The 13,676-nt window shown below is 61.7% G+C and carries 10 protein-coding genes; 1 reads left to right on the forward strand and 9 read right to left on the reverse strand.

Features of this window, described 5'->3' with window-relative positions; genetic code table 11:
• Positions 1-275: 275 nt before the first annotated feature.
• Positions 276-791 carry an HvfX family Cu-binding RiPP maturation protein gene (locus ACSFE6_RS21675; RefSeq protein ID WP_435429490.1) on the forward strand — a complete coding sequence of 172 codons (516 nt, stop codon included), beginning with the start codon at positions 276-278 and terminating at the stop codon, positions 789-791.
• 56 nt (positions 792-847) lie between these two features.
• Here the strand turns inward: ACSFE6_RS21675 and ACSFE6_RS21680 are convergent, their stop codons facing one another.
• The 9 genes from ACSFE6_RS21680 to ACSFE6_RS21720 form a co-directional block, all read right to left on the reverse strand.
• Positions 848-1,195 carry a copper-binding protein gene (locus ACSFE6_RS21680; RefSeq protein ID WP_435429491.1) on the reverse strand — a complete coding sequence of 116 codons (348 nt, stop codon included), beginning with the start codon at positions 1,193-1,195 and terminating at the stop codon, positions 848-850.
• Positions 1,192-4,350, reverse strand: a complete 3,159-nt coding sequence (locus ACSFE6_RS21685) for an efflux RND transporter permease subunit (RefSeq protein ID WP_435429492.1) — start codon at positions 4,348-4,350, stop codon at positions 1,192-1,194. Before ACSFE6_RS21685 ends, ACSFE6_RS21680 begins: the two co-directional genes overlap by 4 nt.
• Positions 4,347-5,582 (reverse strand): efflux RND transporter periplasmic adaptor subunit, encoded by a 1,236-nt coding sequence (locus ACSFE6_RS21690; RefSeq protein ID WP_435429493.1) that lies wholly within the window; start codon positions 5,580-5,582, stop codon positions 4,347-4,349. Before ACSFE6_RS21690 ends, ACSFE6_RS21685 begins: the two co-directional genes overlap by 4 nt.
• Positions 5,579-6,835 (reverse strand): TolC family protein, encoded by a 1,257-nt coding sequence (locus ACSFE6_RS21695; protein ID WP_435429494.1) that lies wholly within the window; start codon positions 6,833-6,835, stop codon positions 5,579-5,581. Before ACSFE6_RS21695 ends, ACSFE6_RS21690 begins: the two co-directional genes overlap by 4 nt.
• A 95-nt stretch (positions 6,836-6,930) precedes the next feature.
• Entirely contained in the window at positions 6,931-7,272 is a 342-nt protein-coding gene (locus tag ACSFE6_RS21700) for a hypothetical protein (protein WP_435429495.1), read from the reverse strand.
• A 440-nt stretch (positions 7,273-7,712) separates the two neighbouring features.
• Positions 7,713-9,407: an AMP-binding protein gene (locus ACSFE6_RS21705; protein ID WP_435429496.1), complete on the reverse strand. Its 1,695-nt coding sequence runs from the start codon at positions 9,405-9,407 to the stop codon at positions 7,713-7,715.
• 86 nt (positions 9,408-9,493) lie between these two features.
• Positions 9,494-10,600 (reverse strand): thiolase C-terminal domain-containing protein, encoded by a 1,107-nt coding sequence (locus ACSFE6_RS21710; protein WP_435429497.1) that lies wholly within the window; start codon positions 10,598-10,600, stop codon positions 9,494-9,496.
• A gap of 64 nt (positions 10,601-10,664) precedes the next feature.
• Positions 10,665-12,482 (reverse strand): SDR family NAD(P)-dependent oxidoreductase, encoded by a 1,818-nt coding sequence (locus ACSFE6_RS21715; protein WP_435429498.1) that lies wholly within the window; start codon positions 12,480-12,482, stop codon positions 10,665-10,667.
• A gap of 22 nt (positions 12,483-12,504) precedes the next feature.
• Positions 12,505-13,644 carry an acyl-CoA dehydrogenase family protein gene (locus ACSFE6_RS21720; protein WP_435429508.1) on the reverse strand — a complete coding sequence of 380 codons (1,140 nt, stop codon included), beginning with the start codon at positions 13,642-13,644 and terminating at the stop codon, positions 12,505-12,507.
• Positions 13,645-13,676: the final 32 nt, after the last annotated feature.

Genomic DNA, 13,676 nt, shown 5'->3' on the forward strand with positions numbered 1-13,676 from the left:
CTCGCGAAGAGGCCCGACCAGTCGACATTGATGTCGGATGTAGCACCGCCTTCGCGAGCAGGCTCGCTCCCACAGGGGATCAGCAGTGCCTTGAGGCTACGTATCAAAGTGTGTACAGCCCCGCCCCTGACACAACAAACCTGCAAACCCCAACCCCCGCGACACATCGCGGATACACCCGCCTGATGAAATTCACCTGTCGATTGGCCAAGCCGATCCTTGCGCTAAACGGGCCGACCGCTGCCCGACATACTTGACTAGAAGGAGCCCTGTCCATGAGCACTTTGATTTCATCGGCCGTCAAAGGCCTGCACTTGAACCTTGACCGTGTCGGCAACTGGATCGCGCCGCTGACCCTGCGAATATTCCTCGCCTGGGAGTTCTTCGAGTCAGGCCTGGAAAAATTCAATGGTGAAAACTGGTTTGCCGACATTCAGGATCGCTTCCTGTTTCCGTTCAACCACCTGCCGGCCACGTTGAACTGGGAACTGTCGATGTGGGTGGAGCTGATCTGCGCCCTCGCCCTGCTGGCGGGACTGGCCACGCGGTTCTCGGCGATCAGCCTGATCGTGGTCACCCTCGTCGCCACCGCCGCCGTGCACTGGCCCGCCGACTGGTCGACCCTGAGCGAATTGGCCCAGGGTTATTCCATCACCAACAAGGGTTACGGCAACTTCAAACTGCCGCTGATCTACCTGGCGGCCCTGGTGCCTCTGGTGCTTTCGGGGCCCGGCAAGTTCAGCCTCGATGCATTGCTGGCGCGTTTCTTCTGGCGTCGCAGGCACGCCTGAAGTGCCAACCTGACATGACAACGGCGGTGCGAATCAAATTCGCACCGCCGTTTTTCTTACTTCGCTACATCAATCGACACGATCGTTGACGCTGCGCCCTCCTGCTGAAACTTGAAGTTCACCTTGTCCCCTACCTTTACCGTCTCCAATTGCGCGGGTGTCGCCTTGAACCCCATGGTCATCGGCGGCCACTGCAGCGCAGGCACGGCGCCATGGGCAATGGTCACCACCTGCCTGGCGCTGTCGATCGCCTTGATCGTTCCCGCAGCAGTGGCGACGGCTATCGCTGCTGCCGGTTGCTCCATCTGGGCAGCGTCCATCTTCATGCCAGGCATATCTTCGGCACGAACAACAAAAGACAGTGCAACCAGGGCGCCAGTTACCACGATTTGAGTCATGTTCATCGGGTGCTTCCTCGTGTGGAATGAATGGGGTTGGAGAACTGACGACGGCGCATCAAGCGATACGCCGCCGGAATGACAAACAGCGAAAGCAGCGGCGCGGTGATCATGCCGCCCACCATGGGTGCAGCAATGCGGCTCATGATTTCACTGCCGGTGCCGCCGCCCAGCAGAATGGGCAGCAGGCCGGCGATTATCACTGCCACGGTCATGGCCTTGGGGCGTACACGTTGCACGGCACCTTCACCGATGGCCGCCATCAGGCCGGACTCGCTGCGATCACCAGCGTCGATCCGCTCGGCCCAGGCATTTTTCAGGTACAGCAGCATGATCACTCCGAACTCGGCAGATACACCGGCCAATGCGATGAATCCGACCCCGGTGGCCACCGACAGGTTGAACCCCAGCCAAAAGAGCAGCCATGCCCCACCGGCGAGCGCGAAAGGCAGTGTCGCCATGATCAGCAAGGCTTCGTCAAAACGGGCGAAGGTAAGGTAAAGCAGGACAAAGATGATTAAGAGCGTGGCAGGTACCACCCATTTGAGGCGCGCATTGGCCCGCTCCAGGAACTCGAACTGACCGGAGTAACTCAGGCTCATGCCAGGCTGCAGCTCGACCTTCTCGTTGACGATCCGGCGCAAGTCAGCGACCACAGAGGCGATGTCGCGGCCCCGTACGTCGATGTACACCCAACCGGACGGCCGTGCGTTTTCACTCTTGAGCATCGGCGGACCGTCGGTGACCTTGACCTTCGCCACCGCGCCCAAGGTGATCTGATTGCCCAGGGGCGTGTAGATCGGCAACTGCTCCAGACCACCGAGAGAGTCGCGCCATTCCCGCGGGTAACGCACATTGATCGGGAACCGCGCCCGGCCTTCGATGGTTTCTCCTACCGTCTCGCCACCGATGGCCCCCGCGACAATCGATTGCACATCGGCAATGTTTAGCCCGTAACGGGCGGCGGCCTTGCGGTCGATGTCGACATCGATATAACGCCCACCGGTCAAGCGTTCGGCCAGCGCCGAGCTGACACCGGGCACCCCCTTGGCCGCCTGTTCGACAGCCTGGGTGACGGCATCGATCTGCGCCAGATCGCTTCCGGCCACCTTCACCCCGATGGGGCTTTTTATACCCGTGGCTAGCATGTCGATGCGGTTGCGGATCGGCGGTATCCAGATGTTGGTCAGCCCGGGAACGCGCACCACCCGATCCAGTTCTTCCACGAGCTTTTCCTGGGTCATGCCCGGGCGCCACTGGTCGTGGGGTTTGAACCTGATCGTGGTTTCGAACATCTCCAGCGGCGCCGGATCGGTTGCAGTTTCGGCGCGGCCAGCCTTGCCGAACACGTGCTCGACCTCCGGCAGCGTATTGATCAGCCGGTCGGTTTGCTGGAGCAGCTGCGCCGCTTTTTGTACCGACAACCCCGGCAGCGCCGAAGGCATGTAGAGCAAGTCTCCTTCGTCCAGCGGCGGCAGGAATTCCCCGCCCAAGCGAGACATCGGCCACCCGGCACTGGCAAACACCAGCAACGCTACCAACAGGGTGGTTTTCGGCCGACGCAACACCGCGTCCAGCGCCGGTCGATAGAGTCTTATCAACCCGCGGTTCAGCGGATTGCGTTGCTCATCCGGAATCCGTCCGCGAATCCAGTACCCCATCAAAACGGGCACCAGCGTCACCGACAACCCCGCTGCCGCCGCCATGGCGTAGGTCTTGGTGAAGGCCAGCGGACCGAACAACCGTCCCTCTTGCGCTTCCAGGGTAAACACCGGGATGAACGACAGTGTGATGATCAACAAACAGAAAAACAGCGCCGGACCGACCTCCACCGCCGCGTCCATCACGACTTGCCAGTGTTTTTCTCCCTTGAGCTCTTCCCCTGGGTGCGTCGCGTGCCAGGCTTCCATTTTTTTGTGCGCGTTCTCGATCATCACCACGGCGGCATCGACCATCGCGCCGATTGCAATCGCAATCCCGCCGAGAGACATGATGTTGGCGTTGATCCCTTGATGGCGCATGACAATGAACGCAATCAAGACCCCGACCGGCAGCGAGATGATCGCCACCAGTGCCGAGCGCAGGTGCCAAAGGAAGATCCCGCAGACCAGCGCGACGACGATGAACTCTTCGATCAACTTGTGGCCGAGATTCTCCACCGCGCGATCGATCAACTGGCTGCGGTCATAGGTGGTGACGATCTCAACGCCGTCCGGCAGGCTGTTTTTGAGCTCATCGAGCCTAGACTTCACTGCGGCAATGGTGTCCCGGGCGTTCTTGCCGCTGCGCAGAATCACCACGCCCCCCACGGTCTCGCCTTCGCCGTCCAGCTCAGCCAGACCACGGCGCATTTCCGGCCCCTGCTGAATCGTCGCCACATCGCCGAGGGTGACCGGCACACCACCGACGCCCAGCTTGAGCGGAATGCCTCGGAAATCATCCAGGGTTTTCAAATAACCGGAAGCGCGCACGATGTACTCGGTTTCAGCCATTTCCAGCACGGCACCGCCGGTTTCCTGATTGGCCTTGCCGATCGCGTCAGTGACCTGCGCCTGGGTAATGCCGAGACCGGCCAGTTTCAGCGGGTCGGGTTGAACCTGATATTGCTTGACCATGCCGCCAACGGTGGCCACTTCCGCGACGTTGGGCAGGGTCTTGAGTTCGAACTTGAGGAACCAGTCCTGCAAGGCGCGCAGTTGCGCCAGGTCATGCCGGCCGCTGCGATCCACCAGCGCATACTGAAAGATCCAACCAACGCCGGTGGCGTCGGGCCCCAATGCAGGTTTGGCATTGGCCGGCAAGCGACTCTGAACCTGGCTCAGGTACTCCAGCACCCGCGAACGCGCCCAATACTGATCGGTACCATCCTCGAACAGCACGTACACGAAGCTATCGCCAAAGAACGAATAGCCGCGCACGGTTTTCGCGCCGGGTACCGACATCAAGGTGGTCGCCAGAGGATAAGTCACCTGGTTCTCGACAATCTGCGGCGCCTGCCCGGCATAAGGCGTACGGATGATCACCTGTACATCGGACAGATCCGGCAGCGCATCGACCGATGTACCTTGAACCGACCAGACGCCCCAGGCCGTGACGAACAGCGTTGCCAGCAGCACCAGAAAGCGATTGCCCACGGACCAGCGAATCCAGGCGGCAATCATGGCTGGCCCCCGGAGCTTTCCAGCGGTTGCGCGACGATGCCTTTGAGGCTGGCTTCGGAATCGAGCAGGAACTGCCCGGACGTAACAACCAGCTGCCCCTCCTCCAGCCCCTTGAGGATGGCGGTCTGGCCTGAGCTTTCCAGTCCGACCTGCACCTCGACCGGACGATAGCGCCCGCCCTCTTCGGCCAGCATCACCAGTACACGCTTGCCCGTGCGAATCAGAGCCTCGCTGGGCACCCGCAACACGCTCTGTCCGGTATTGCCATTCAACCGTACCTGAGCCGTCAGGCCAGGACGCAAGCGACCTTCGGGGTTGGGCAATTCGACCCGCACACTGACGGTTCGGCTGTCGGCATTGGTCTGCGGCAAAATCGCATTGACCGTGCCTTGAAGCACTGCTTCCGGCGACATCGCCAATCTGGCCTCGACGGTTTGACCGAGGCGAATCGATCCGGCAGCCGATTCCGGTACCGCGACCACCAGCCAGACGCTATCGAGTCCATTGACCCTGGCAAGGGTTTCGCCAACCGCCAGCGTCATCCCCGCCCGCACGTTCAGTGTTTGCAAGGCACCGGCAATCGGTGTGGTGATGGCCTCGTTGAGCCGGACCTTGCCGCTGCGCTCGACCTGATCGATCAATTCCTGCGGCATCCCCGTCAATCGCAGACGTTGGCGCGCCGCCGCCAGCAAACCGGGATCACCCATGCGCTTGAGGGCGAGGAACTCTTCCTGGGCAGCCGCCCATTCGGGCACCAGAATGTCTGCCAATGGCGCACCAGCCTTGAGCACATCGTCCGGCGCCCGGGCATACACCCGCTCGACGAAACCCGCCGTGCGCGCCTGTATCACCGCGACATCCCGTTCGTTCCAGGCCAGCACGCCCGACGCATCAAGGCTTGATGACAATGGCCCCCGGGTGACCGTCGCCACCCTCAGTCCGATGTTCTGCGCCATGCCCGGATCGATCTGAACGGCAGCAGCATCGGAATTGGTATCGGCAGTGCTCTCGGCGTAGCGCGGCACCAGCTCCATCTCCATGAAAGGCGACTTGCCGGGTTTGTCGAACTTCTGCTGCGGGACCATCGGGTCGTACCAGTACAGGACCTTGCGCTCGTCCTTGCCCGGCGAACCTTCGACGACAGGTTCCGGGCTGCGAGCCAGCCAATAGCCACCGAGGCCGCCCACGCCGATCAGGCAGACGACCGATAGCACACGTTGGATCAGGTTCATTGGCCCGCCTCCCCATAAGCGAAATACAGCCGGGCGCTGGTCAGCGCTTTCTGTTCGTTGAGGTCGATCTGTTTCAGGCGAGCTTCGATCCATTCCCGTCGGGCAGCCACGACCGCCGCCAAATCACTTTTACCCGCGCGGTAACTGGCTAGGGTCAATTCGGCTTTTTCCCGGGCAAGCGGTAGCAGGTGCTCCTGAGTGCGCCGTACGGCACGTTCCAGACGCTGGTAGTCGGCCACTTGCGCCTCCAGTTGCTCGGTGTGTTCACGCACCAGTGCGTCGCGCTCGGCCTCCAGTTGATTCAACTCGGCACGCTTGGCGGCAATCTTCGGGTTCTGCCGGGTCTCGGGAAACAACGGCAAATCGAAGGTGAATTGCACGCTGACCATGTCGCCAAATTCACGGCCGCGTTTCTGGTAATCGAGCTCCCAGCTCCAGTCGGATTTTTTTTCGGCTTCGGCTTCACGGATACGTGCCTGGGCTTCAAGGGTCATTGGCGCAATCGCCGCCAGCTGCGGATGATGCTCAACCTGGTGTAGGTAACCCGCCGTATCGATGGACCATTGCGGCCAGTTTCCACTGGGTTGTTCATTGGCGGCCGGACCGATCCAGCGCTTGAGTGCCGCACGGGCCTGGGTGCGCTGTTGGATCAATTGGTCCTGTTGCTCTTCAAGCTGCGCCGCTTCCTGTTTCGGTGTGACCGCATCGGCTGGCTGGGCACGACCGCTGGCGATCTGCGCCCGAACGGTCTCGGCCAGCAATCTGTTTTCACGATAAAACTCCTGGAACAACGTCTGTTTGAGCGCTACCGCATAACTGCCAATCCAGGCCATCGCCGTGGATTGCCGCACATTCAAGCGCTCGATGCGACCTTGCGCGGCGGCCACATCGACAGCGGCATCGGCCACTGCGGTACGCGCCCGACGCTTATCGCCGTTGGGCATCTCCTGCATCACGCCGACCATCTGCATGGTCATGAAGTCGTGATCCAGCGTTCCGCGATCCGGGCCGCCCACCGGAAAGTTCTGCACGCCCAGCAACAGTTTCGGGTCCGGTAGTTCACCGGCGGGGATCGCAGCGCTTCTGGCCGCCTGGAGTTTTTCAGCCTGTGCAGTCAACGACGGTGCGTTGTTGTCTGCCAGGCGCAAGGCTTCATCAAGGGTCAACGGGGCAGCAACGCACGGCACGGCCAGTGCGCCTGCCACCAGGGCAGCCGCCAACGGCCACCCCGTGCGAAAGCACGTGGAGTACATGTGTGGATTTCCTGTAGTGATCCACTGCGCGCGGATAAACGCGCACAGCAACGCCATTCCGCACAGGCGGAACGGGGCTCAATGTGGAACAGGAATCAGGCGCGAGGGGGTCGCCACACTCCGGACGGAGTCGGGACAGGCAACACATCGACAAAGAATGCAGTGACGACGGGGCTGAACAAGGTGACAGGAGGCTTGACGATGGAGACTTGCAACATGCCGCCGGTCTTGCATTCCTGACCGGGCTTGCAGGGTTTGCCGTGCTCGGACGGCGTACTCATGTCCTGGCAGCAGTCCATGCCCATATCATCCATCATCTGCATGCCCATGGTTTTCATCGGGCAAGGTTCCGCAGGTGCCTGAACGCCCGCCATTCCGCTGAGGGGAAGCGCGAGACTGATCAGGAAAACGAGGCAAAACCGCAGATAGCGTTTCATGAACAGGAGTCTAGCTGCGGGCAAAGTTTCTTACAATTACGACTGTGCGAGATTGGCCCGACCCTGCATCGAGGCCAGCTATCACGCCGCCTCGATTTGGCTTTGGCTTTTGCGGTGTACGCCCCCTCGAGAGGCCGAGAGGAGGTTCTGCGTAGTGGGCAAACCGGCATGGATGCCGGTTTAGCCGCCCCCGGCCATGGATGGCCGATGGCGGCGGGCCCACGGAGCAGGACCGGAGCGAGGGAATGCCGAGCCTAGGCGAGGCACCGAACGAAAGGGGCAAGAGCCCTTGGTTACTTGGGGCTTTTCCAAGTAACCCGCCGTAAGGGCGGAACCATAAGCAGCCGTTACCGCAACAATGGATATTCACTCAATCCAAGCCGTTTCAACGCCCGAACCACCAAATCGAAGTGACCAGCACTGCGCGACGGTATGAGATGTCATTCAAAAACAACCTTGCCCCCACTTCCCCCCCACTCTTCAATCTGCCCCTGATACCGATCCTCGATCAAATTCCGACGAATCTTCAAGGTCGGTGTCAGCAGCGCATTGGCAACGGTCCACGGCTCGGCCACCACCACAACGCACCCCAGTTGTTCATGGGACTCGAACTGCGCATTGACCTCCGCCAGGAACACCTCAAATTCAGTGGCCACCTTGTCTCGCCCCTCCGCGGTGGCCAGGGCGACGCGGGTATCGGGCGACACGTTGATCAATGCCAGCGGCTGCGCCAGGCCAACACCGGTGACGCAGGAAGCCTCGACACGCGGATGATTGCCGAGCTTCGCCTCGATCGGCACGGGTGCGACGTACTTGCCCTTGGCGGTCTTGAACAGCTCCTTGACCCGGCCGGTGATGCGCAGGCGTCCCTGCTCGTCGAGTTCGCCACGGTCACCGGTGCAGAACAGGCCATCGGCGGTATAGCTCTCGGCGGTCAAATCGGGTCGTTTGTAATAGCCCAGCATCTGCGCCGGGCTTTTCACCAGGATTTCGTTGTCGTGACCGATCCGGCATTCCACCCCCGGGATCGCCGCGCCCACGTAACCGGTACGCACCTGCCCCGGCAGGCTGAAATGCGAAGTGCCGAAGTTCTCCGACATGCCATAGCCTTCCAGTAACTCAAGCCCCAGCGCGCGGTACCAGTCCATCACCTTGACGGGCAAAGGTGCCGAGCCGGACAGACCGGTATGCACTTGATCAAGCCCCAGCGCCGAGAGGATCTGCGCCTTCATCAGCTTGCCTTCCACCGGATCGGCGAAGACTTCAGCCTGCTTGGCCGGGTCAATCCGTTCGTTGATGCCCTGGTAGAACTTGATCCACAACCGCGGCACCGACAGGAAAATGGTCGGACGCGCGCGCCGCAGGTCGTCGCTGAAGGTCTCCAGGCCCAGGTTGAAGAACACCCGGCAGCCGCTGTAAAGCGATACCGCCTCCACCACCGCCCGCTCGGCGGTGTGGGCAAGCGGCAGATACGAAAGCAGGCGGTCACTGTTGCAGGTACCCTGACCGTTGTCATAGATGCAACCGGTCACCGCCGGCGCGGCGTACATGGCGCCGAAACTGTGCATTACCCCTTTTGGATCGCCGGTACTGCCTGAGGTATAGATGATGGTGGCGAGCTCTTGCGGTGTCGGTTCGACCACTGCTTGCAGCGGCGCGGTACGGGCGATGATGTGCTGCCAGGACTCGCCCTGGCCGCCACTGGACATCGGCAGATCGATCAATGGCAGCCCCGTCGGAATCGCCTCGCAAACGGCGTTCCAGCCGGCCGCTTCACCCTCCAGGCGACCGACGAACAGCAAACGTATCCCGGCATGCTCCAGTACGTAGCGCACCGTGTCGCGGTTGGCGGTCGTGTACAGCGGAACACTGACGTGCCCCGCCATCCAGATCGCCAGGTCGGCGATGATCCAGTGGGCCGTGTTCTTGCCGAAGATGCCGATGGACGATTTCGCCGGCAAGTCGAGGGTTTGCAGGTGAGCGGCCATGCGCCGCGCCTGGTCGCCGACTTCACGCCAGCTAAAGTCTTGAACGCTGCCATCGGGCAATGGCTGAGTCAGGTAGATTGAATCAGGTGTGCTGAGCTCCCAGTGAAGGAAGCGATGCAACAGTGTTGAATTCTTGTTGTTATTCATGGCTGCTCCTGCAACTGAAGGGTGGCACTCCACCCATTGAAATGATTCTGTTCCAGGCCTCTGGCGGCGCGCGCTCGCGACCGGATTCAATCGCGCTGATAAAGAGTGGTCGTCACCGTGCCATCGGCACCGGTCTGTTGCTGAAGCGCCAGTTGCGCATCGGCGACCTGGCGTCGGCCGGCACTGCCACGCAGGTGATGCACCAGTTCAATGCATTGCGCCAGCGAGCTCGCCGCTGACGCCTGCCCCAACGAAAGCAGGCCACCGGAAGGATTGACGACCAGGTTGCCACCGTTGGTATTGTCGCCGTCTTCGACCATCTTCTCACCGCTGCCTTCAGGGCAGAACCCCAACGCCTCATAGAGCAGCAATTCGCTGACGGTGCTGGTGTCGTGCAATTCGCAGACGCCAACCTCCTGCGGTCCCCTGCCCGCTTGTTCGTACAACTCAAGGGCGGCGGCAACGTTGGCCTCGTAGTCTACGCCAGCAAAGCTCGCCCCCTGCTCCGCTCCGATCACCTGCCTGGGTGAAATGCAGGCCTGGGCGGCAATACGCACGACCGGGCCGCTGGAATAACGCTTGGCAAACTCACTGGAACACAGCAACACCGCAGCGACGCCCGAGCTGGTCCAGGCAAATTGAGGATGGGTCAGTGGTTCGGCGATGGTGTCGGCCTCCAGCACCTGTTCCAGCGTCAGCTCGCGAGTGAAGGCGGCCAGGGGATTGAGCGCGGCATGCTGGCGGGCCTTGACGGCGATCATGGCGAAGGTCTCTCGTCGAGCCCGGTAACGTGCCATGTATTCTCGCGCCGCGGCGCCGAGACGTTCGAACATGGGGTCAGGCGCGGACGTCGCCGCCGCACTCTGCACGCCCAGCACCAGAATGCTTTCTGCCTGGCCCAAAGCGATGGCCTGGCAGGCACGGGCAAACAGAATACTGTCATCGCCCGTTCCTTCCGGGAAGTGGCAGAGTGGTGTTCGCCCAAGTCCGACTCGTTGCAAGGCACGCTGCAAGGTCGCGCCATCCATCATGCGCGAGACGACATGGACAGTCGCGATGTGGCTCGCGGACACGCTGGCGTCAGTGAGTGCCTGCCGTACCGTAGCGCTGACCAGAACGGCCGGATCGGGTCCCAGCCCGCTCGTACGGAACGGCGACATTCCTACGCCAATCACATTGACGCAACGTTGCATCGTGCTCTCCTGAAAACAAAAAAGCTGCCGCTCCCCGCTCAGGGAAGCGGCAGGTGACCAAGGATCAGGCCGGTACGGATTCGAACAGTTCGACCGCACCATTTTTCAACACGACGACGTCCCGCTCCACAGCGCGCATCTCGACCACGATGCGCGTAGGAGACTCGCGCCACATGCGGGTTTCCAGGGTGTCGCCCGGCATCACGATGGAAGCGAAGCGCGCGCGTACGCTTTTGAACAAGCGCGAGTCGTTGCCGCAGAACGCTTTGATCACGTGGCGGCCGAGGTAGCCGAAGGTGCACAGACCGTGCAGGAATGGCTTCTCGTAGCCGGCCTTGGCGGCGTAGTCCGGATCGACGTGCATCGGGTTCCAGTCACCGCACAGGCGATACAGCAGGGCCTGGTTGACTTCGGTCTTGTCCGCCAGCACCGCATCGGGCTGGCGATCCGGCGCCACGTTGATCTCTTCGCTGGCCACACGCTGCAAGCCTGCACCCGGCACGCCTGGATAGAAGCCCGTCACCTCGTTATAGAACAACGGCGTGCCGTGCTCGTCAGTGGTTTCGATGGCGAGGATGGTCACGGTGCTCTTGCCTTTGTCGATGGCCGACTTCAAGCGCATGGTGTGCTTGAGCTTCGCCTTGGGCGGCAATGGGCGATACATCACGGTGTACTGCTCGCCATGCAGGCCTTTGGCGAATGGCACATTCAGACCTTCCAGCTGTGGTTCGCCGGACTTGGCGGCACGCAAGAACACTTCGGTGGCCGGCAATACGGCCATGGTCGGCAGCACGCGGAACCCGTCGCCGAGGAACTCGTTGATGTACTTCAGTTCATCACGGTCCAACGGGTCCTTGGCGGCACCAACGGCCAAGGCGTAGAGCGCGGCATCGTTCTGGTCGTATTCGGTTTCCAGGTGGGACACGGCGTTGGCTGCCACTTCCATATCGACGAAGGCGTTGCCGCCCTTGGCCGGCGACCCCATGCGGGCAAACAGTTCCTTGAAGCTGTCGGCGCCATCGGCGTGATATACGCTGTGCTCGTCGAACCGGGTGATGCGCTCCCAGTTATCGCGCACCAGTTCCGGGCTCAAGGTATGGGTGTGCAGGTGACGACCCTGGGAACGTTCCCAACGGTATTTTGCATGGAAGCCACCACCGACCTCGAACAGGCCGCCCGTGTCCGCGCACTCCTCGCTGCACAGCCAACCCACCAGCGGCGCGCAGTCTTCCACTTTCAACTTGTCGTGAAGCTCCTGGGGAAAAATGCCGCTGGCGATCACCATCCGCGAAGCCGCAATCGGGGCGATGGTGTTGACGCGGATGTTCTTGCTCGCGCCTTCGATGGCCAGCGAGTTGGCGAAACCGATCAGGCCCGACTTGGCCGTGGAATAGTTGCACTGCCCGAAGTTGCCGAAGATGCCGGCGCCCGAAGCGGTCATCACGATGCGGCCGTAGCCCTTTTCGCGCATGATCGGCCACACGGCGTGGGTCAGGCGGAAAGCGCCCTTGACGTGAACGTCCTGGATCAGGTCCCACTGCTCTTCGGTCATCTTGTGGAACGAACTGTCGCGCAAGACGCCGGCGTTGTTGATCAGGATGTCGACCGTGCCGAACACCTCAAGCGCGGTGGCGACGATTTTCTCGCCCTCGGTCACCGAGTGATAATCGGCGACGGCTTCGCCACCCATGGCGCGGATTTCCGCGACCACGGCATCGGCGGCGGAACTCGAACTGCCCAGGCCTTCGGTACTGACGCCCAGGTCATTGACCACGACCCTGGCGCCACGGGAACCCAGCAGCAAGGCGTGGGCGCGTCCCAGGCCGTTGCCGGCGCCGGTGACGATGGCTACTTTGCCGTCAAAGCGAATTTCTTGAGACACGTTTGCTCTCCTATGATCGCGCTCACAACGTGCGAGCGATGATTTCTTTCATGATTTCATTGGTGCCGCCCCAGATCCGGTTGCCACGGGTGTCCAGGTACAACCGGGCGATCGGGTATTCGGTCATGTAGCCGTTGCCACCATGCAGTTGCAGGCAGGCATCGACCACCCGGCTGCTGAGCTCGGCGGTCCAGTACTTGGCCACCGCCGCCGCTTCGGCGGTCAGCTCATCGCGCAGCAGCAAGGCCATGCAGCTGTCGACCCAGGAGCGGCCGATCTGGATTTCGGCCTTGAGTTGCGCCAGGGTGAAACGCGAGTTCTGAAAGTCGAGCACCGGCTTGCCGAACACGATGCGCGTACGGGTGTATTCAATGGTGTGATCCAGCGCCGCCTCGGCCTGGGCCTGGAACCCGGCGGCACCGATGATCCGCTCCCACGCCAGGTCGTGCATGAGCTGATAGAAGCCCTGCCCTTGCACGCCACCGAGCACGTTTTCGGCCGGTACGCGGCAATCGTCGAAGAACAACATGCTGGTGTCCTGGGCGTGCAGGCCGATCTTTTCCAGTGGCTGGGAACGGCTGAACCCTTCGCGCTCCTTCTCGACGATGACCAGCGAGAAGTCCTTGGCACTGCCACTGTCGCCGGTCTTGCACACCACCAGCGCCAGATCGCAGGACGCACCATTGGAAATAAAGGTTTTGGAGCCGTTGAGGACAAGATGATCAGCGTCCTGCACGGCGCGGGTGCGCACCGCTTGCAGGTCCGAGCCGGTATTGGGTTCGGTCATGGCGATGGCGCCCACGGCCTCACCGGCGATCATGCGCGGCAACCAGGTCTGTTTCTGGGCCTCGGTGCCGTAATTGAGGATGTAGAACGCCACCAGGCCATGCACGCCGAAGCCGATCAGGCCCGAGGCGCCGACTCGCATGAATTCCTCGGCGAAGACCATGTCGAACAGGCGGTCGGCACCCGGGCCACCAAATTCCTCTGGCATGGAGGGCAGCAGCATTCCGAGGGTGCCGGCCTTGCGCCAAACCTCGCGGGGTACGCATTTGTCCTTTTCCCACTGGGCGTGGAAAGGCGCGACTTCCTGTTCCATGAAACGGCGGCAGGCACGACGAAATTCTTCGTGCTCGGCGCTGAACAGGGTACGGGGGATCAGGTATTCCATTGGTTAGTTCTCTTTATCCTGAG

The organism is Pseudomonas baetica (genome assembly GCF_051216495.1).
Lineage (GTDB): Bacteria > Pseudomonadota > Gammaproteobacteria > Pseudomonadales > Pseudomonadaceae > Aquipseudomonas > Aquipseudomonas baetica_B.